The following is a 19,778-nucleotide window of genomic DNA, read 5'->3' on the forward strand; positions in this document are numbered from 1 at the left end:
GTGTCGCTGCGCAGAGGCGGCAGCGACAAAATCAGGGCAGACAGAATAGCACCAGAAAAGGCGAATGCACGCAGGCGTCAGAATCAGAGCCATTCGCCGTTGCGTACGACACCCACCGCCAGACCTTCCACGGTCAGCGACTGGGCACGCGTATCGACAACAATCGGGTCGAAGTCGCTGTTTTCAGGCAGCAGATGCACGATAGCACCCTGCTTTTTCCAGCGTTTCACCGTCACTTCATCGTCAATGCGGGCCACCACGACCTGGCCATTGCGCACATCCTGCGTTTTATGCACCGCGAGCAGGTCGCCGTCCATAATCCCGATATCTTTCATCGACATTCCGCTGACGCGCAGCAGGAAATCCGCCGAAGGTTTGAACAGGCCCGGATCGACTTTGTAATGCGTCTCGATATGTTCCTGCGCCATGATGGGCTCACCGGCAGCAACCCGGCCAATCAGTGGTATGCCTTCTGAGGCTTCTTCTTCCATTAGCAGACGGATGCCGCGCGATGCGCCGGAGACAATCTCAATGACGCCTTTGCGCGCCAGCGCTTTCAGATGCTCTTCTGCCGCGTTTGGCGAACGGAAACCCAGCTGCGCGGCAATCTCGGCACGCGTAGGCGGCATGCCTGTTGAAGTAATATGGTCGCGAATCAGGTCATAGACCTGCTGCTGCCTGCTGGTTAATGCTTTCATCCCGCCCCCTGGTTGTTTATACAGTCGCTGTGAGTATATACAGGTATTGGCGAAATGAAAACCGATTGTCAGGGAAAACGCGGCCTGAGCCGCGTTATGGAAGGTTTATCGCAAATGTGTCCAGAGCAGCGCGATCCAGACAAACAGGGCCAGTAAGATAGCCAGCAGCACCGCTGCCGAACCCATATCTTTTGCCCGGCCCGCGAGCGGATGATGCTCCTGACCGATGCGATCGACCACCGCTTCAATGGCGCTATTGAGGATTTCGACGATGACCACCAGCACCACCGACCCAATCATAAGGATGCGCGAGATCACATCAACGTCCAGCCAGCACGCGATAATGATCGCCGCCAGCGCAGCCAGGGCTTCCTGACGAAACGCCGCTTCATGTTGCCATGCGGCCCGCAGCCCCTGCCAGGAGTAACCGGCGGCTTTTACTATTCTGATAAGTCCGGTGGCATTATTTGCCATGTGTGGGAACCCTTTTATCGGATTGACGTCAATGTCTGGGCTGCGTGCATTTGGCACCACCACAGATCTTCGCTGCACTTTCTGGTATGCTTGCGGCGCTTTGCTAACAAGAGGCTTCATGTTGTCTATGTCAGGTTGGCGTAAACTTTATTATAAATTGCTTAATTTACCACTCTCGTTTCTGGTAAAGAGTAAGGCCATTCCGGCCGATCCCGTGTCTGAACATGGTCTGGATCCGACCCGACCTATTATGTATGTTTTGCCTTACGATTCGAAGGCTGACTTACTGACTTTGCGCGCGCAGTGTCTGCGGCATCATCTGCCCGATCCGCTCTCTCCACTGGAGATTGATGGTTCCCTGCTGCCTCGCCACGTCTTTATCCACGATGGCCCGCGCGTCTTCCCCTATTTTGTACCCAGCGTGGAATCGGTGAAAATTTTCCACGATTACCTGGACCTGCATCGCAATAATCCCACGCTGGATATTCAGATGCTGCCCGTCACCGTGATGTTTGGCCGCGCACCGGGACGTGAAGTCCAGGGCGAAGCCACACCACACCTGCGGGTGCTGAACGGCGTGCAGAAGTTCTTTGCGGTCATCTGGCATGGGCGCGACAGCTTTGTCCGCTTCTCGCCGACCGTATCGCTGCGGCGTATGGCCACGGAACATGGGACAGATAAGTCGATCGCGCAGAAGCTGGCCCGCGTCGCGCGTATCCATTTTGCCCGTCAGCGGCTGGCTGCGATTGGCCCGCGTTTACCGGCCCGTCAGGATCTGTTTAATCGCCTGCTGCAATCCAAAGCGATTGAAAAAGCCGTAGAAGATGAGGCGCGCAGCAAAAAAATCTCCCATGAGAAAGCGCAGCAGAATGCCGTCGAGATGATGGAAGAGATTGCGGCGAACTTCTCCTATGAAGCGATTCGCGTCACTGACCGGGTCATGGGCTGGCTCTGGAGCCGTCTCTATCAGGGCATCAACGTCAATGGCGGCGAAAAAGTGCGCCAGCTGGCGCAGGATGGTCATGAGATTGTCTACGTGCCCTGCCACCGCAGCCACATGGATTATCTGCTGCTCTCCTACGTGCTCTATCATCAGGGCCTGGTGCCGCCGCACATCGCAGCAGGCATCAATCTCAACTTCTGGCCAGCCGGTCCGATCTTCCGTCGTCTGGGTGCCTTCTTTATCCGTCGCACCTTTAAAGGCAACAAGCTGTACGCCACGGTATTCCGCGAATACCTCGGTGAGCTGTTCACCCGGGGTTACTCGGTTGAGTACTTTGTCGAAGGTGGCCGTTCACGCACGGGCCGTCTGCTGGACCCGAAAACCGGCACGTTAGCCATGACGCTGCAGGCGATGCTGCGCGGCGGCAATCGTCCCATCACGCTGGTGCCGATCTACATCGGATATGAGCATGTGATGGAAGTGGGTACTTACGCCAAAGAGCTGCGCGGCGCGGCAAAAGAGAAAGAGGGCTTCATGCAGATGGTGCGTGGCCTGCGTAAGCTGCGCAATCTCGGTCAGGGTTACGTTAACTTTGGCGAACCGCTGCCGCTGGTTAACTATCTCAACAAGCGCGTGCCGGAATGGCGTGACTCGATCGATCCGATTGAGCCACAGCGTCCCGGCTGGCTGACCCCGACCGTGAACGATATTGCGGCTCGCGTGATGGTGCGGATCAATGAAGCCGGCGCGGCTAACGCCATGAACCTCTGTGTTACGGCCCTGCTTGCCTCACGTCAGCGCTCACTTACCCGCGAACAGTTGATTGAACAGCTGGAGTGCTATACCCAGTTGCTGCGCAATGTGCCTTACTCGCCGAATGCGACCCTGCCCGATCTCTCTGCGGAAGCGCTGCTGGATCACGCCATGGGCATGAACAAGTTTGAGAGTGAAAAGGACAGCATTGGCGACATCATCATTCTGCCGCGTGAGCAGGCGGTGCTGATGACCTATTACCGCAATAACATTCATCACATGCTGGTGATGCCGTCGCTGATTGCCGCCATTGTTCAGCAACACCAGACGCTGAGCGAAGCGGAACTGCTGCGTCAGGTCAGCCTGATCTATCCGATGCTGAAGAGCGAGCTCTTCCTGCGCTGGGAGACGGATGAGCTGCCGCAACTGCTGACTGAACTGAGTCAGGAGCTGGCGCGTCAGGGTCTGATTACGCTTGAGGCCGGAGAACTGCGCTTTACCGCGGCGCGCTATCGCACGCTGCAACTGCTGGCCGCCGGTGTGCGTGAAACGCTGCAGCGTTATGCCATTACCTTCTCGATTCTCAGCGCCAAGCCGACGATTAACCGCGGCACGCTGGAGAAAGAGAGCCGGACGCTGGCACAACGTCTCTCCGTGCTGCACGGTATCAACGCTCCGGAGTTCTTCGACAAAGCGGTCTTTACCTCACTGGTACTGACGCTGCGTGATGAAGGCTATATCAGTGACAGCGGAGATGCGGATGTGGCGCAGACCCAGGCCACCTGGCACATCCTGGCTGACCTGGTGACCAGCGATGTCCGGATGACCATCGAAACGGCTGTCGCACACGACTGATACCCGCGTAAAGCAAAAAAGGCGACCTTAGGGTCGCCTTTTTTACAGGTCTGGTCCGATTCGCTGTGAGAGGGTGCCAGCTCAGGGAACACAGTCAGATCGGAAAGACGCAAAAGCCGTCATCCATGACCCGCTCGGCCCGCGCCGTCCTGGCGCGGGACGCTTTCCTCTTCTGACCGTGTTCCCTGCGTGCTGAAATTATTCATTGCTGCCGGATTCACCCGGCATCAGGCCTGGTGACATCCCGAATCGCCTTACTGCATCTGAAACTCTCCGTCAGAACAGCTGAGTGAACGGCGGCGTATTCATTAAAATGCCGAGGAACAGCACCATCCCGACATAGTTGTTATTGAGGAAAGCCTGGAAACAGGGCTGACGTTCACGCCCGGCTATCAGCTTCTGCTGATAAACAAACAAGGCGGCAGCCAGCAGCAGCGTCCAGTAGAAGGCGCTGTTCAGGTGCAGCATCGTCCCCACCCACGCCATCAGCAGCAGGGTCGCCAGTTGCAGCAGACCAATAATCAGCTTGTCGAAGCGACCAAATAAAATGGCGGTCGACTTCACCCCAATCTTCAGGTCATCGTCCCTGTCCACCATCGCATACTGCGTATCGTAAGCAACCGTCCAGCAGATGTTGGCAATGAATACCAGCCAGCAGACCAGAGGTAAGGACTCACTAACTGCACACCATGCCATAGGGATTGCCCAGCCAAATGCGGCCCCCAGTACGACCTGCGGCAGATGGGTATAGCGCTTCATAAAGGGATAGACCCAGGCCAGCGCCAGCCCCACCACGGAAAGCATGATGGTCATCAGGTTCATGGTCAGCACCAGCGCAAAAGCCACCAGCCCCAGAATCACAAACAGCAGCTTCGCTTCTCTGGCACTCACCGCGCCGCTGGCCAGCGGCCGATGTCGGGTGCGCTCAACGTGACCATCCACTTTGCGATCGGCATAGTCATTGATGACACAACCCGCCGCCCGCATCACAAAGACCCCGGCCACAAACACCACCAGCACCGGTAACGGCGGCATCGCCATGTCAGCCAGCCAGAGTGCCCAGAGCGTGGGCCACATCAGCAGCAGCGTGCCGATCGGTTTATCGATGCGCATCAGGCGGCTGTAGTCCCGCCATTTATTCATACTTAAGCTCTTTTCCACCACAAAATCCTCAGACCAGATCGCGATAGAGCGGCGATGCCGGTAAAAACAGTTCAGTCAGCAGCAGCGGCTTGCCGGAGAGGCGCAGACGCGACCGCCGTCCCCACAATGCATCAATCTGTCCGGGTTCAATAAAATCGCGGGTCAGCGTCGAAGAGGAGAAAAGATAGCGACCCAGAGGACGGGTACCCAGCTGCTGCAGCATCGCCTCAGGCCCGTTGAGGGTGCTTTCCGGCACCAGGGTGCGGCCCGCCAGCCAGGGCTGATCGTCGCCGAACAGCAGCACTTCACGCAGCCAGAAGCGTTCATCATCCGGCAACAGGGCGCGTTCCTCGCCCAACTCGCTGGCGTCGATAAAGCCTTCGCGCAATGGCTGAACCGTCACCCGCTGACAATGCTGTTCAAAACGGCGCGTCATTGAATCCTCTTCCATCAGCCAGTCGAGCAACGGCGGCGCAAGGGCTGCCTGCGATGGAGAAAGCCAGTTGAGCGCACCTAATAAGCTGAGCGCGTCTTGAGACATAGCACCACTCCCGGTAATTTTGAGGTCGGTAGTTTAGCGCAGAGACGCGATGCGAACACCTGCCGTCGTACCAGACGGCAGGTGAATTATTCGCGTTTCAGCCGGTTGCTGTTTGCCAGCCACAGCGTAATGACCAGCATCAGTATCGCCGCCGAGTAGCAGAGCGTATCGAAGGGATTTTTGTGATCGACGATAATCAGGCGGATGATCGCCGTAATGCCGATGTAGACAAAATAGCGCAGCGGAAAGTGATAGCCGGACTGAAAGTACTTCACTATCAGGGCAATAAATTCGAAGTAGAGGAAATAGATCACGATTCCCTCAATCAGCAGATAGGAAGAGGCCTGCTCGCCGGTATTAAACAGCACGTTTGCCAGATGGATCGTCTCTTTGCCTAAAAAGACGATCAGGATGATCGCCAGACTCAGCAGGCCCACATTCAGCACCCATTGCAGTGCTGTTGCAAGGTGGCGGGCCAAAGGATTTTTGTCACTCATGTTGCGCCTTAAAATGGAGTTATCAGCGCGCATCATCATGCGCGAGTGTGATGTAAATCACAATAACTCCTCAGGCTTCGACATCCACACAGAGTGCATCATAGCGCCAGTATTCACAGTCGCAGTCGATCACCGCTTTTTGCTGATTGCGGTTGATGCGGGTGATCAGCAGGCCGGGGCTGCCGGTCGCCACATTCAGCGCAGGTGCGGCAACGTCCGGCAGCGGGCCGGGCAGAATGGTAAAGCGCGCGCCACCGTAACGAATACCGTAGCGCTGGTCATAGAGGTCGGTCAGGGAGCGCGTCAGATCTTCCTCCAGCAGGCCAGGGAAAAAGTGCGGATTCAGGTAGTGTTCCACATAGAGTACCGCGCGCCCATCAATGCGCCGCAGACGGCGGATGCAGTAGACCACTGAGCCGGGGGCCAGACCCAGTGCTGTCGCCACGGCGTCCTGCGCGGCTACCTCGCCAGCCGCAATAACCTCCGTCGTCGCCCGCCGCCCCTGCTCCGTCGCCATCGCATGAAAGTGGCTGTGGTGCAGCGGGTTGTAGACCAGCCGCGGCGGCGCGATAAACCAGCCCCGACGCAGCTCGCGGTAGATCATCCCCTGCGCTTCCAGCTTGCCCAGCGCTTCACGCAGCGTGATCCGCGTGGTGCTGAAAGCCTCGCTCAGGGCGCGTTCCGCCGGCAACCGCCCGCTCTGAAACTCGCCATCCCGGATACGGCTCAGCAGTGCACTGGCGATCGCCTCCGCCGTTTTGAGTGCGATTGACTCCACAACAGTAGCCTCATTCTGGTGCGACTCCGCACTATAACTGTTCAGGTTAACGCGCCAGTGGCAGGCGGATGACCCGGGTCTGCTGCCTTTCTTCCCCCGTATCGCGCGGTTCTGTCATAAATCGTTCATATACAGGGGCTACATTGGCTCGGTTCTTGCTGGACTAGACCAGTCAGGCCCCTCAACTTACACCCGGAGCAACTGAGATGAAAGCGTTTATCGCCTCTGTAGTAGCCAGTGCTGTAGTGCTCACCCTGCCCGTCGCGCAGGCCGCCGATAACGACCTCGCCGCGCTGGAAAAAGCGGCGCGCAGTGAAGGCCAGGTCAACAGCGTCGGGATGCCGGACAGCTGGGCCAACTGGAAGGAGACCTGGAGCGATCTCAACAGCAAATATGGCCTTAAGCACAGCGACACCGATATGTCATCGGCGCAGGAGCTGGCGAAATTTGATGCGGAGAAAGATAACGCCAGCGCTGACATCGGCGATGTCGGCGCGGCCTTTGGCCCCATCGCCGTGGCGAAAGGGCTGACGCAGCCATATAAACCGACCCACTGGGATCAGATCCCGGCCTGGGCCAAAGATAAAGAGGGTCACTGGGCGCTGGCCTATACCGGCACCATCGCTTTCCTGATCGACAAGCAGCAGGTTAAGGATATCCCCCACAGCTGGGCCGATCTGAAAAAAGGTAAGTATGTGGTTACTATCGGTGATGTCGGCGTGGCAGCTCAGGCAGCCAACGGTGTACTGGCGGCAAACTACGCATTAGGCGGCGACGAGAAGAACCTGAAACCGGCGCTGGCATTCTTTGCTGACCTGGCAAAACAGGGGCGTCTTGGCGTGACCGATCCGGTGATCGCCAACATCGAAAAAGGGGAAGTGCAGATGGCGGTGGTGTGGGACTTTAACGCCCTTAACTACCGTGACCAGATTGATAAAAGCCGCTACGAAGTGGTGATCCCCTCTGACGGTTCTGTGACTTCCGGTTACACCACCCTCATCAACAAATATGCGAAACATCCTGCCGCGGCAAAACTGACGCGCGAATATATCTTCTCAGACCAGGGTCAGATCAACCTGGCGAAGGGCTATGCCCGTCCGATTCGTGCCGAGCATCTGACGCTGCCTGCGGATGTTCAGGCTCGCCTGCTGCCGCAGTCAGAGTATAAAAATGCCCGCCCGGTTAAAGATCAGGCCGCCTGGGATAAATCGTCAAAAATGCTGCCGCGCCTGTGGCAGGAAAACGTCATCATCAACATGCAGCAGTAACCTGCGGCGGGGAGAGGAAATGAAGACTATCCTGGTGGTGCTGGATGGGCTGAGCAATCAGGTCGCACAACATGCAATGGGTTATCTGCATGCCGAATGTTCGCAGGGCAACGGCTTTTACTACCGTCTGACCTGTGAACTGCCCTCGCTGTCGCGGCCGCTTTATGAGTGCATTCTGACCGGCGTCCCGCCGGTCAGAAGCGGCATTATTCACAATGGCGTCAGCCGGTTAAGTCGCGAGCGTAGCATCTTTCACTTTGCCCGTGCGGCGGGCCTGACCACCGCGGCGGCGGCCTACCACTGGGTGAGTGAACTTTATAACCGCACCCCGTTTGTTCCGGCGCGCGATCGTCATACGGACGCACCGGAACTGCCGATTCAGTATGGTCATTTTTACTCTGACGACAGCTATCCCGATTCGCATCTGTTTGAAGACGCAGAGAGCCTGCGGCTGCGTCACGATCCCGACTTCCTGCTGATCCACCCGATGAACATCGACGACGCCGGTCATAAATCGGGACTCTCCTCACCGCAGTACCGCAACCGGGCGCGCATCGCCGACGGCCTGCTGTCGCAGTGGATGCCGCTGTGGCTGGCCGAGGGCTATCAGGTGATGGTGACCGCCGATCACGGTATGAATGACGATCGCTCCCATGGCGGCATTCTGCCTGAGGAGACCACGGTGCCGCTGTTTGTCTTTGGCCGGGCCTTCTCGCTGCAGCCTGATCTGGCACCGCAGCAGACCGATCTGTGCGGCACCCTGTGCGAACTGCTTGAGGTGCCGCATGACAAACCGGTCTGCCGCGGGCTGCTGGCGGAGCCACAGAGATGAGGAAAAAAGGCTTTGCCCTGCTGCTGCTGCTGCCGTTTGCCCTGTTCTGGGTCGCCTTTCAGCTGGCACCGCTGCTGTGGATCGCCATCAACAGCTTCTGGAGTGAGATGAACAGCCAGTGGGGCTGGGATAACTATCACGACATCCTGACCTCGCCCTTTTATCAGCAGGCGTTTCGTTTTTCGCTCGATATTTCGCTCTGGTCAAGCGTCTATGGATTAGTGATTGCGCTGGTTACCGGCTATTCCCTGCATCAGCTCGGCGGCGGGCGGCTGCAGCGCTTCCTGCTCTCCTTTACCAACATGACCAGCAATTTTGCCGGTGTCCCGCTCGCCTTCGCCTTTGTGATTTTGCTGGGGCTGAATGGCTGTCTGACGCTGCTGCTGCGTCACTACGGGCTGATTGAGAGCTTCCGGCTCTTTTCGCGCAACGGCATGGTGCTGGTCTACACCTGGTTCCAGATCCCGCTGGGCGTGCTGCTGCTCTACCCGGCGTTCGACGGACTGAAGAAAGAGTGGCAGGAGTCAGCGGCTCTGCTGGGGGCCAGCCGCTGGCACTACGGGTGGCACATCGCCCTGCCGATTCTGTTTCCGGCGCTGCTTGGCACCTTTGTCATTCTGCTGGCGAACGCGCTGGGGGCGTACGCCACCATTTATGCCCTGACTACCGGAAACTTTAACGTGGTGCCGGTGCGCATCGCCGCGCTGGTCTCCGGGGATATCTCGCTGGACCCCAACACCGGCAGCGCGCTGGCGATGCTGCTGGTGGCGATTATGGCGCTGATCACCCTGGTGCAGCAGTATCTGGTGCGCCGCAGCTATCTCAACGCGAAACAGCCCTGAAGGAGCCGTCATGTCATCTGCTGAGCGCCTGTATCACCGGATAATGGTTGGGTTACTTTTTCTCCTGCTGGCCCTGCCGCTGGCGGCCACGCTGCTCTACGCGATCGCCTCTGACTGGAGTAATACCATTCTGCCGCAGGGCTATAGCCTGAAGTGGTTCATCCAGCTCTGGAGTGACCCGCGTTTTCTGACGGCGCTGGGCCATTCCCTGCTGATTTGCTTTGGTGCGCTGCTCTTCTCGCTGCTGCTGGTGCTCCCTGCCATGTTTGTAATCGCTTACTACTATCCACGGCTGGATGCGGTGATGAACATTCTGATCCTGATGCCCTTCGCCGTGCCGCCGGTGGTCTCGTCAGTGGGTTTGCTGCAGCTCTACTCTTCCTCCCCGCTGATGCTGACCGGCACACCCTGGATACTGATTGGCTGTTATTTCACCATCGCGCTGCCCTTTATCTATCGGGCGCTGGCGAACAATATGCAGGCCATCAACCTGAAAGAGCTGATCGACGCCGCGCAGCTGCTGGGTGCCAGCACCTGGCAGGCGGCACTCTGGGTGGTGCTGCCCAACCTGCGCAAAGGGATGCTGATTGCGGTTCTGCTCTCCTTCTCCTTTCTGATTGGCGAATTTGTCTTTGCTAACCTGCTGGTCGGCAACCGCTATGAAACCCTGCAGGTCTATCTCTACAACATGCGCAACGGCAGCGGTCACTTCACCAGCGCGCTGGTGATCTCCTATTTCTTTGTGGTGCTGCTGGTTACCTGGCTGGCTAACGCCCTGAATCCCGAACGAGGCTGAGTATGAGTTATCTTGAGGTCAGATCGCTGAATAAACGCTATGGGCCCACCCCCATTTTCGAGGAGATCGATTTCAGCGCGGCAGAAGGTGAGTTTGTTACCCTGCTCGGCCCCAGCGGCTGCGGTAAATCGACGCTGCTGCGCTGCCTGGCCGGTTTAACCGGCGTCGACAGCGGCGAAATCCGGCTGGCGGGTCACGATATTGTGCCGCTGGCGCCGCAGAAGCGCGCCATCGGTATGGTGTTCCAGAGCTACGCACTCTTTCCCAACATGACGGTAGAGAAAAACGTCGCGTTTGGCCTGAAGATGCAGAAGCTGCCCGACGCAGAGATCCGCCAGCGGGTGCCGGAGGTACTGGAGCTGGTGGAACTCAGCGACTATGCGCGCCGTTATCCGCATCAGCTGTCGGGCGGGCAGTGTCAGCGCGTGGCTCTGGCGCGCTCGCTGGTGACGCGTCCGCGTCTGCTGCTGCTGGATGAGCCACTGTCGGCGCTGGATGCGCGAATCCGTCGCCATCTGCGCGATCAAATCCGCCGCATCCAGCGCGAGCTGAACCTCACGACCCTTTTCGTCACCCACGATCAGGAGGAGGCGCTGACGCTCTCCGATCGTATTGTGCTGATGAACCGGGGTAAAATCGTGCAGAACGGCGATGCCGAAGCGCTCTACACCCAGCCGGCTGACCTCTTCGCCGCCGGGTTTATCGGTAACTACAACCTGCTCAGCGCTGAGCAGGCGACGCGGCTGACCGGCCAGCCTTTTCACAGCCAGGTGGCGATTCGTCCAGAATCGATGCAGTTCATGGCGCAGGGCCAGGGCATTCCTGCGGTCATCCTCAGCCACAGCCTGCTGGGCAACGTCATCCGCTACCGTATCCGGGCGCAGGATGTGGAGCTTTCGGTGGATGTGCTTAACCGATCGGCGGCGGATTTGCATCCCGCTGGCAGTCAGATTGGTCTACAATTAGCGATGTCGACTTTGCGCCAGGTGGCTTAAAACACAGGAAAAAATCAGGCAAAGCACGGCAATCCCTTTTCACAGATTGCTCTCTCCGTCAGGCTGGCAGTCTGTGCTTTAAGCCTGACTCTGGAGGAGCAACCCCCCGTGTTAACTCTGCTTAATTTACTCTCCGCTGTGGCCCTGCTGGTCTGGGGCACGCATATCGTCCGCACCGGCATCATGCGGGTTTACGGCGCCGATCTGCGCCGCGTCCTCAGCCGCAGCATAGAAAAGAAACCGATGGCCTTTCTGGCAGGCATTGGTGTGACCACGCTGGTGCAGAGCAGCAATGCCACCACCCTGCTGGTCACCTCCTTTGTGGCGCAGAATCTGGTCAGCCTGACCCCCGCGCTGGTGGTGATCCTGGGGGCGGATGTCGGCACCGCGATCATGGCGCGTATCCTGACGTTTGATCTCTCCTGGCTCTCGCCGCTGTTTATCTTTTTTGGCGTGGTCTTCTTTCTCAGCCGTAAGCAGACCCGAGCCGGACAGCTAGGCCGGGCCAGCATCGGACTGGGTCTGATCCTGCTGGCACTGCAGCTGATTGTTGAAGCCGCCCGCCCGATTACCCAGGCTGCCGGGGTCCAGGTGCTCTTCTCCAGCCTGACCGGCGATGTGATGCTCGATGCCCTGCTGGGCGCGGTCTTCGCCATTATCAGTTACTCCAGCCTGGCTGCGGTGCTGATCACCGCCACGCTGACCGCCACCGGGGTGATCTCTTTTAAGGTAGCGCTCTGTCTGGTGATTGGTGCCAACCTGGGCAGCGGCCTGCTGGCCCTCATCAACGCCAGCGGCTCCAATGCGGCGGGCAAGCGCGTGGCGCTCGGCAGCCTGCTGTTTAAGCTGATCGGCTGCGTGGTGATCCTGCCCTTTGTCGATATCGTGGCGACATGGCTGGATAAGCTGCCGGTGAACGATGAAGAGCTGGTGATCTTCTTCCACGTCTTCTACAACCTGGTTCGCTGCGTGGCGATGGTGCCCTTTGCTGACCTGATGGCGCGCCTCTGCCGTCGTCTTATCGCCGACGATGTGGACACCGCTCTGCAGCTGAAACCGAAGCATCTTGACCGCAGCGCGCTGGATACCCCGGCGCTCGCCCTGGTGAATGCCGCCCGCGAGGCGCTGCGCATGGGCGACGTGCTGGAGCAGATGCTGGAGGCGTTTAATAAGGTGATGCATGGGGAATCCCGCGAGGAGCGCACGGTGCGGCGTCTGGATGATGATGTCGATGTGCTCTACACCGCCATCAAACTCTATCTGGCGCGGATGCCGAAAGAGGATCTGCCGGAAGAGGATTCGCGGCGCTGGGGGGAAATCATTGAGATGTCGCTCAATCTGGAGCAGGCCGGTGACATCATTGAACGGATGAGCGGCGATGTGGCGGATAAGTCGCTGGCGGCGGGCCGCGCCTTCTCAGCCGAGGGACTGAAAGAGCTGGAAGGCCTGCAGGAGCTGCTGATTAGCAACCTCAGAATGAGTCTGTCGGTGTTTCTGTCGCACGATGTCACCAGTGCCAAACGGCTGCGCCGCGCGAAACATCGTTTCCGTCTGATGATTCGCCGCTACTCGCACGCGCACGTTGACCGCCTGCATCAGCAGAACGTGCAGAGTATTGAGACCAGTTCGCTGCACCTCGGTTTGCTCGGTGACATGAAGCGTCTCAACTCACTGTTCTGCAGTGTCGCCTATACCGTGCTGGAACAGCCCGACGATGAGCGTGATTATGAATAAGCGCGCAGAGGAGGGAAACCTCTGCGCGCCATCGGTGTTACGGCTTCTTGATCGGCTTTCCGGACCAGTAGCCCGCCAGCAGTGAACCTGACAGGTTGTGCCACACCGAGAACAGCGCGCCCGGCAGGGCCGCCAGCGGCGAGAAGTAGAGCTTGCCCAGCGTCGCCGCCAGACCGGAGTTCTGCATCCCGACCTCCAGCGCCAGCGTGCGGCAGGTTGACTCATCAAAGCCAAACAGCTTGCCTCCCCAGTAACCGCCCAGCAGGCCAATGGCGTTATGCAGGATCACGGCGGCGATCACCATCAGGCCCACCGATCCGATAAAGCTCTGACTGCCCGCCACGACTGCGCTGATGATCAGCAGAATACAGATCATTGAAAACGCAGGCAGCCAGGGCTCGACCCGGCGAACCACGCTGTTCATGCTGTGATGAATGATCAGCCCGAGGCTAATCGGGATCACCACGATTTTCACGATGCTCAGCAGCATTCCCACCACATCCACCTGAATATGGGTGTCCACATAAAAGCGGGTCAGCAGCGGCGTGGCGAATACGCCCACCAGCGCCGAGACGGAGGAGATCGTGACCGACAGCGCCACATCCCCCTTCGCCAGATAGATCATCACGTTGCTGGCAGTGCCGCTGGCGACGCTGCCGACCAGAATCATCCCCGCAGCGAGATCGGGCGGCATATGGAACAGTTTTGCCAGCGCCCAGGCGGCTAACGGCATCACCAGATAGTGCAGAAAGGTACCGGCAATTACGGGTGCGGGGCGGGTCAGCACGCGTTTAAAATCGTCAATATTGAGCGTCACGCCCATGCCAAACATGATCAGCATCAGCAGATACGTGACCCACGGCCCGATGCCAAGAAACGTTCCGGGCGAGTAATACGCGGCGACAGATAACAGCACGGCCCAGAGCGGGAACAGGCGGGTTAAAGTGGCGAGCATGGCCAGACTTCCTTATAAGAGTGTTGTGTTATATGCAGAGTTGCCCCTGAAGCACGCCATACAGGAACGACTGCTGACGCGGGCGGGATCATAACATTTCGTTATCACGACGTAAGGCGAACATGCGGCGGGGCGGGAAAATGCGGATCGACTGCTGCCGATCCGCTGCAAATCGACGAAATTACGCTGCTTTATCCTCTAAACTGCGGAAGATCACACCACCCACCACACCACCGATAACCGGCATCAGCCAGAACATCCACAGTTGTGAAAGTGCCCAGTCCCCCAGGAACAGGGCCACTGCCGTGCTGCGAGCCGGGTTGACCGAGGTGTTGGTCACCGGAATCGTCACCAGATGAATCAGGGTTAACGCCAGGCCAATCGTGATCGGCGCAAAGCCTTTCGGTGCACGTTCGCTGGTCGCCCCCATGATGACGATCAGGAAGATGGCGGTCATCACGACTTCGCTGATCATGCCCGCCTGCAGGCTGAAGCCGCCCGGCGAATGCGTGCCGTAACCGTTCGCCGCGAAGCCGCTGGCGGCGGCACTGAACTCGCCTCTGCCGCTGGCGATCAGCCAGAGCACCGCACCCGCCGCAATGCCACCCGCCAGCTGCGCGAGGATGTAAGGGATAGCCTGCGCTGCGGGAAAACGTCCGCCTGCCACCAGGCCCAGGGTGACCGCCGGGTTAAAATGACCGCCTGAAATGTGTCCGACCGCATAGGCCATGACCAGCACGCTCAACCCGAACGCCAGCGCCACGCCCAGAAAGCCAATGCCCAGTTGCGGAAACGCGGCAGACAGCACGGCACTCCCGCAACCGCCCGCCACCAGCACAAAGGTGCCCAGCGCTTCTGCGATTAACCTTTTCATGATATTTCCTGTGATTGGGTGAATGGATTTTGCGGCGGGATTATAAAACTACGCAGGCTGATAGCAACGCAAGTACATGAAATTGCGGGATAAAAGGGTTGCCATTTGGCAACAGGGAATAATAACCCTTTGTAAAAAGGGGATTTATCCGGGATGAGGTAACGCGGGGGAAAACCGGCCAGGGTGACCCGGCCGGACGCTTTCTCAGGCCGCGCTGAGGCGGTCTGAGAAAACAGAGAGGCTTACTCGAACAGATTGCGGTGCAGCGTACGCACCACGCTTTCTGCATCGTTGCCCGGCACCAGGAAGCAGAGGTTGTAGCTGCTGGCACCGTAGCAAATCATGCGCAGGTTGAACGGGTCGAGTACACCAAACACCTCTTTGCCAACGCCGCAGGCTTTAGAGAGCTGGTTGCCGATAATCGCCACCAGCGCCAGATCTTCTTCTACTTCTACCCGGCAGAGCGACGAGAGTTCCGTCAGCAGCGCCTGGGTCAACAGGCTGGCACTGGTAGAGGTGGAGCCGGTGGTATCGAGCGTCAGCGCCACGCTCACTTCCGAGGTGGTGATCAGATCGACCGAGACGTTGTGGCGCGCCAGAATGTTGAACAGTTCGGCGAGGAAACCAAACGTATGCAGCATGTTCAGGCTGTGCAGCGTTAACAGCGTCTGCTTGCGACGCAACGCCAGCGCCCGGAACAGCGGCGGGTTGCGGGTTTCGTTGCAGACGCGGGTTCCTCCCGCAGCCGGATCCTTGCTGGAGCCGACAAAGACCGGGATACCGCGGCGTACGGCGGGCAGCAGCGTGGCCGGATGCAGGACTTTCGCGCCAAACGTCGCCATTTCAGCGGCTTCTTCAAAGGTAATTTCATCAATACGCTTCGCGGTCGGCACCACGCGCGGATCGGTGGTGTAGATACCCGGCACATCGGTCCAGATATCCACGCGCGCCGCATGAAGGGCTTCGCCGAGCAGCGCTGCGGTGTAATCACTGCCGCCACGGCCTAATGTAGTGGTGCGTCCTTCACTTTCACTGCCGATGAAGCCCTGGGTCACAACCAGCGCCTGCGCGATGCGCGGCTGCAGCTGCTCCGTCGCCTGCGTTGCCAGCACGTCGACGTCCGGCACAGCCCGGCCAAAGCGATCGTCGGTGCGCAGCACTCTGCGGACGTCAAACCACTCCGCATTGACCTGGCGTTCACGCAGAATTTCAACAAACAGCAGGGAGGACATGAGCTCGCCGTGACTGACCAGTTCATCGGTCAGAGCACTTGAGGTGGCCAGCGAAGCGGCTTCGGAGAGCATACTGATATTGTCGATCATCCGATCGATTTCATCACGGATCACATCCGGACGCTGCAGACGATCCACAATGGCATACTGGATACGGCGGATATCATCGAGCAGAACGGCACGCTGGGCAGCGGGCTGGCCTTCAGCCAGCGAAACCAGCAGATTGGTGATGCCCGCCGAGGCGGAAAGCACCACCAGACGGGTGCTCGCATCCTGCAGCACCACATCAGCGCTGCGATTCATCGCTTCAAAATCAGCGACGCTGGTGCCGCCAAATTTTGCCACAATCAGTGTTTGAGACATGTAGTAGAACCTCGTGTCAGGTTATCTTGTTCCCGCCATTGAGAAAGGGGTCGGGAAACATTCTTTCAGCCAGGCACAAGGAAAGAGCAGAAACGGGCAGACCAGATCGGGTAGACGAGTCACCCAGAAGCGCCCCACCTTGCGAAACGTCGACTGCACGTTTCTGGTGACAACCCAGAGGATTCAGCCCCTGTAGCCGACAGGCAACACACCGCGTGCTGACCCACCTCGGCGTCGCTCCCCATCATGTGTTTTCGCCGGATACGGTTCCTCCAACACACTGCCTGGGCGACGCGCCTCTTCTGGCTTGCGCACAGGTGCGCAAGTAGGCGCATACATTTAGCCTTTTCTGGCCCTGCTGTCAATGTCAGCATGGCTGGCGCGCCGCATCAGAAAACAAATCTGCCTGCGCCACAGCGTCTAGAGTGCTGGGTGGGTTCAGCCCGGCGCGCCCTTTTTTCTGCGAAGCTTAATGGGTTCAGCCGTTGCATTCATTCCTGATTCGGCACAACGTTTTGTATGGCCTTTCGCGTCACACTCGGTCGGACGTTGTCACTGCCCTCTCCGGCTGTTCGCGCCAGTGAATGCTGGCGACAGGATGCGGGCTTTCCGCTCCCCAGCCCGGAGCGCGCTGACAAAATTTTTCCTTTCAGTTACAACTGTGGTCATACTGAAACGCTAAACGGGGTCGATGTGACCCGATGGGATGACGGTTCTTTTTATCAACAAGAGTGTTGCCATGAAAAATATCAATCCGACACAAACCGCAGCCTGGAAAGCGCTGCAACAGCATTTTGAGCAGATGAAATCGGTGGAAATTGCCGATCTGTTTGCTGAGGATGCCGATCGTTTTGCCAAATTCTCTGCCACCTTTGATGATCAGATGCTGGTGGATTTCTCCAAAAACCGCATCACCCAGGAAACCCTCGATAAGTTACAGGCGCTGGCGAGAGAGACCGATCTTAGCGGTGCCATTAAGTCTATGTTCTCGGGTGAGAAGATTAACCGGACCGAAGATCGTGCGGTGCTGCACGTCGCGCTGCGCAACCGCAGCAACACCCCGACTCTGGTGGATGGCAAAGATGTGATGCCGGAAGTGAACGCGGTGCTGGATAAGATGAAAGGCTTCTCCGAGCGTATCATCAGCGGCGAGTGGAAAGGCTATACCGGTAAAGCGATTACGGACGTGGTAAACATCGGTATCGGCGGCTCCGACCTCGGCCCGTTCATGGTGACTGAGGCGCTGCGCCCGTATAAAAACCACCTGAACATGCACTTTGTTTCTAACGTTGACGGCACCCACATCGCCGAAACGCTGAAAGATCTCAGCCCGGAAACCACCCTGTTCCTGGTCGCATCGAAGACCTTTACCACGCAGGAAACCATGACCAACGCCCACAGTGCGCGTGACTGGTTCCTGAAAACGGCTGGCGATCAGCAGCACGTGGCGAAACACTTTGCGGCGCTCTCCACCAACGCCAAAGCGGTGGGCGAGTTTGGCATCGACACCAACAACATGTTTGAATTCTGGGACTGGGTCGGCGGTCGCTATTCGCTCTGGTCTGCCATCGGCCTGTCGATCATTCTCTCTATCGGTTTCGATAACTTCGAGCAGCTGCTGAGCGGCGCGCACGCCATGGATCAGCACTTCGCCTCGACGCCTGCTGAACAGAACCTGCCGGTGCTGCTGGCGCTGATTGGTATCTGGTACAACAACTTCTTTGGTGCCGAAACCGAAGCGATCCTGCCTTACGACCAGTACATGCACCGCTTTGCGGCCTATTTCCAGCAGGGAAATATGGAGTCAAACGGCAAGTATGTGGATCGCGACGGTCACCCGGTGGACTACCAGACCGGTCCTATTATCTGGGGCGAACCGGGCACCAACGGTCAGCATGCGTTCTATCAGCTGATCCATCAGGGAACCAAGCTGGTGCCGTGCGACTTTATTGCACCCGCCATCAGCCATAACGCCCTCGCCGACCACCATCCGAAGCTGCTTTCCAACTTCTTTGCGCAGACCGAAGCGCTGGCCTTTGGTAAGTCACGCGACGTGGTGGAGAAAGAGTTTACGGATGCCGGTAAATCTGCAGAGTCCGTGGCCCATATCGTGCCGTTCAAAGTCTTTGAAGGTAACCGCCCGACCAACTCTATCCTGCTGCGTGAGATTACCCCGTTCAGCCTGGGTGCGCTGATTGCCTTGTATGAACATAAAATCTTCACTCAGGGCGCCATCCTGAATATCTTCACCTTCGATCAGTGGGGTGTGGAATTAGGGAAGCAACTGGCGAACCGCATTCTGCCGGAACTGGAAAATGATGAACAGATTACCAGTCATGACAGTTCCACTAATGCCTTAATTAATCGCTACAAGTCCTGGCGTTAATCGGCTTTAAATTAATCAGGCGGCACATTTGCCGCCTTTTTTTGTCTCTGTTTACGCCCTGTCTGGCGCTTTATGGATATACAGACCGTCACTGGCGCGGGAAAATTCCGAAAGTCACCTAAGACAATTCTGAACATTGCCGGATCATACCCGCCAATACCCAGTATAAAATGGACCTGAAAAGTGTCGTTACCCTGGGTTAACCCTTGATTCATAATCCTATTTAATTTTAGCAATCCTGAGTAAATTCTGATTATTCTTATTCCGTACCAGATATTAATAAAAGAGAACATTACGCTTTGCAATTCTTTAACCCGCAGCGAAATATCTGGCATCAGGCCGAAATATTCCGATATAAAAGGCGGTTATCTCCAATCTGACTGATTAAATCACGCCATCACCTCCTCCGCCGCCCTGGTTTTTATGGCGCTGAACTCTGATATTTTGTTGCCCTATAATGAACGCGCCCGCAATGGGACTGCCTGTCGCTCTGGTAATAGCTTGTCTGTATAGCCAGGGTCGTCAGGCGGAGATCCTTCATTCACTCAATGCAGGAAACGTTGTTATGAAAAAAACTATGGTTGCCGGTGCAGCCCTGATCCTCGTTGCCGCCTCATCCAGCGCCTTTGCCGCGCCGGAAGAAGCGGGTTCCGCAGCTGGCGCGCAGGCGGGAGCAATCTCGTCCGGCACGTCGACCGCTGTCGGTATCGGTGCGCTGGGCGCGCTGGTCGGGATTGGGATCGCCGCTTCTGGCGGTGGTGACGGTGCAAATACCGGTACAACAACCACAACCACGACGAGCACAACTCGTTGATGGAA

Annotated in this window: 18 protein-coding genes and 1 riboswitch; of the genes, 9 read left to right on the plus strand and 9 right to left on the minus strand. The window is 57.8% G+C overall.

The window, feature by feature from the left end:
• Positions 1-83 precede the first annotated feature (83 nt).
• Positions 84-698, minus strand: coding sequence for a transcriptional repressor LexA (gene lexA / locus OXR04_RS10325; RefSeq protein ID WP_009092614.1), 615 nt, complete (start codon positions 696-698; stop codon positions 84-86).
• Positions 699-803: 105 nt separating this feature from the next.
• Positions 804-1,172 (minus strand): diacylglycerol kinase, encoded by a 369-nt coding sequence (locus OXR04_RS10330; protein WP_009092615.1) that lies wholly within the window; start codon positions 1,170-1,172, stop codon positions 804-806.
• 127 nt (positions 1,173-1,299) lie between these two features.
• Between OXR04_RS10330 and plsB the strand changes: the two genes are divergently transcribed.
• On the plus strand, positions 1,300-3,723 hold the full coding sequence (gene plsB / locus OXR04_RS10335) for a glycerol-3-phosphate 1-O-acyltransferase PlsB (RefSeq protein WP_140028890.1): 2,424 nt from the start codon (positions 1,300-1,302) through the stop codon (positions 3,721-3,723).
• A 276-nt stretch (positions 3,724-3,999) separates the two neighbouring features.
• Here plsB and ubiA read toward each other — a convergent pair whose 3' ends face one another.
• The 4 genes from ubiA to OXR04_RS10355 all read right to left on the minus strand — a co-directional run bounded on the left by ubiA (position 4,000) and on the right by OXR04_RS10355 (position 6,682).
• Positions 4,000-4,884 carry a 4-hydroxybenzoate octaprenyltransferase gene (gene ubiA / locus OXR04_RS10340; RefSeq protein WP_140028708.1) on the minus strand — a complete coding sequence of 295 codons (885 nt, stop codon included), beginning with the start codon at positions 4,882-4,884 and terminating at the stop codon, positions 4,000-4,002.
• A gap of 10 nt (positions 4,885-4,894) precedes the next feature.
• A complete protein-coding gene (ubiC, locus tag OXR04_RS10345) occupies positions 4,895-5,407 on the minus strand; it encodes a chorismate lyase (protein WP_058956993.1) in 513 nt (170 codons plus the stop codon).
• Positions 5,408-5,493: 86 nt separating this feature from the next.
• Entirely contained in the window at positions 5,494-5,904 is a 411-nt protein-coding gene (psiE, locus tag OXR04_RS10350) for a phosphate-starvation-inducible protein PsiE (protein WP_009092619.1), read from the minus strand.
• 70 nt (positions 5,905-5,974) lie between these two features.
• Complete coding sequence (locus OXR04_RS10355; protein ID WP_009092620.1) at positions 5,975-6,682, minus strand: UTRA domain-containing protein; 708 nt, start codon at positions 6,680-6,682, stop codon at positions 5,975-5,977.
• A 206-nt stretch (positions 6,683-6,888) separates the two neighbouring features.
• Between OXR04_RS10355 and OXR04_RS10360 the strand changes: the two genes are divergently transcribed.
• The 6 genes from OXR04_RS10360 (at position 6,889) to OXR04_RS10385 (ending at position 13,149) form a co-directional block, all read left to right on the plus strand.
• Positions 6,889-7,950, plus strand: coding sequence for an extracellular solute-binding protein (locus OXR04_RS10360; RefSeq protein ID WP_009092621.1), 1,062 nt, complete (start codon positions 6,889-6,891; stop codon positions 7,948-7,950).
• Between the two features lie 19 nt (positions 7,951-7,969).
• Positions 7,970-8,782, plus strand: coding sequence for an alkaline phosphatase family protein (locus OXR04_RS10365; RefSeq protein ID WP_046101007.1), 813 nt, complete (start codon positions 7,970-7,972; stop codon positions 8,780-8,782).
• On the plus strand, positions 8,779-9,624 hold the full coding sequence (locus tag OXR04_RS10370; protein WP_267369617.1) for an ABC transporter permease subunit: 846 nt from the start codon (positions 8,779-8,781) through the stop codon (positions 9,622-9,624). The genes OXR04_RS10365 and OXR04_RS10370 overlap by 4 nt, the downstream gene beginning before the upstream one ends.
• 10 nt (positions 9,625-9,634) lie before the next feature.
• Positions 9,635-10,420, plus strand: a complete 786-nt coding sequence (locus tag OXR04_RS10375; protein WP_046101006.1) for an ABC transporter permease — start codon at positions 9,635-9,637, stop codon at positions 10,418-10,420.
• 2 nt (positions 10,421-10,422) lie between these two features.
• Entirely contained in the window at positions 10,423-11,415 is a 993-nt protein-coding gene (locus OXR04_RS10380; protein ID WP_267369613.1) for an ABC transporter ATP-binding protein, read from the plus strand.
• Between the two features lie 108 nt (positions 11,416-11,523).
• Positions 11,524-13,149 carry a Na/Pi cotransporter family protein gene (locus OXR04_RS10385; RefSeq protein WP_009092626.1) on the plus strand — a complete coding sequence of 542 codons (1,626 nt, stop codon included), beginning with the start codon at positions 11,524-11,526 and terminating at the stop codon, positions 13,147-13,149.
• 37 nt (positions 13,150-13,186) lie between these two features.
• On the opposite strand, the gene panS is transcribed toward OXR04_RS10385, so the two are convergent.
• From panS to lysC, 3 genes are all read right to left on the minus strand, one after another.
• Positions 13,187-14,104 (minus strand): ketopantoate/pantoate/pantothenate transporter PanS, encoded by a 918-nt coding sequence (panS, locus tag OXR04_RS10390; protein WP_009092628.1) that lies wholly within the window; start codon positions 14,102-14,104, stop codon positions 13,187-13,189.
• A gap of 181 nt (positions 14,105-14,285) precedes the next feature.
• Positions 14,286-14,981: an aquaporin Z gene (gene aqpZ / locus OXR04_RS10395; protein ID WP_267369843.1), complete on the minus strand. Its 696-nt coding sequence runs from the start codon at positions 14,979-14,981 to the stop codon at positions 14,286-14,288.
• Positions 14,982-15,220: 239 nt separating this feature from the next.
• Entirely contained in the window at positions 15,221-16,573 is a 1,353-nt protein-coding gene (lysC, locus tag OXR04_RS10400) for a lysine-sensitive aspartokinase 3 (protein ID WP_009092631.1), read from the minus strand.
• 119 nt (positions 16,574-16,692) lie between these two features.
• Positions 16,693-16,883: riboswitch (Lysine riboswitch) on the minus strand.
• Positions 16,884-17,312: 429 nt separating this feature from the next.
• On the opposite strand from lysC, the gene pgi reads away from it, so the two are divergent.
• Together pgi and yjbE are read left to right on the plus strand one after the other, a co-directional pair.
• A complete protein-coding gene (gene pgi, locus OXR04_RS10405) occupies positions 17,313-18,959 on the plus strand; it encodes a glucose-6-phosphate isomerase (RefSeq protein ID WP_267369610.1) in 1,647 nt (548 codons plus the stop codon).
• 565 nt (positions 18,960-19,524) lie between these two features.
• Positions 19,525-19,773, plus strand: coding sequence for an exopolysaccharide production protein YjbE (gene yjbE / locus OXR04_RS10410; protein ID WP_009092634.1), 249 nt, complete (start codon positions 19,525-19,527; stop codon positions 19,771-19,773).
• The last annotated feature ends 5 nt before the right edge of the window (positions 19,774-19,778 follow it).

The sequence above is a fragment of the Pantoea sp. GM_Pan_3 genome (assembly GCF_026541045.1).
Classification (GTDB): Bacteria; Pseudomonadota; Gammaproteobacteria; order Enterobacterales; family Enterobacteriaceae; genus Pantoea; species Pantoea anthophila.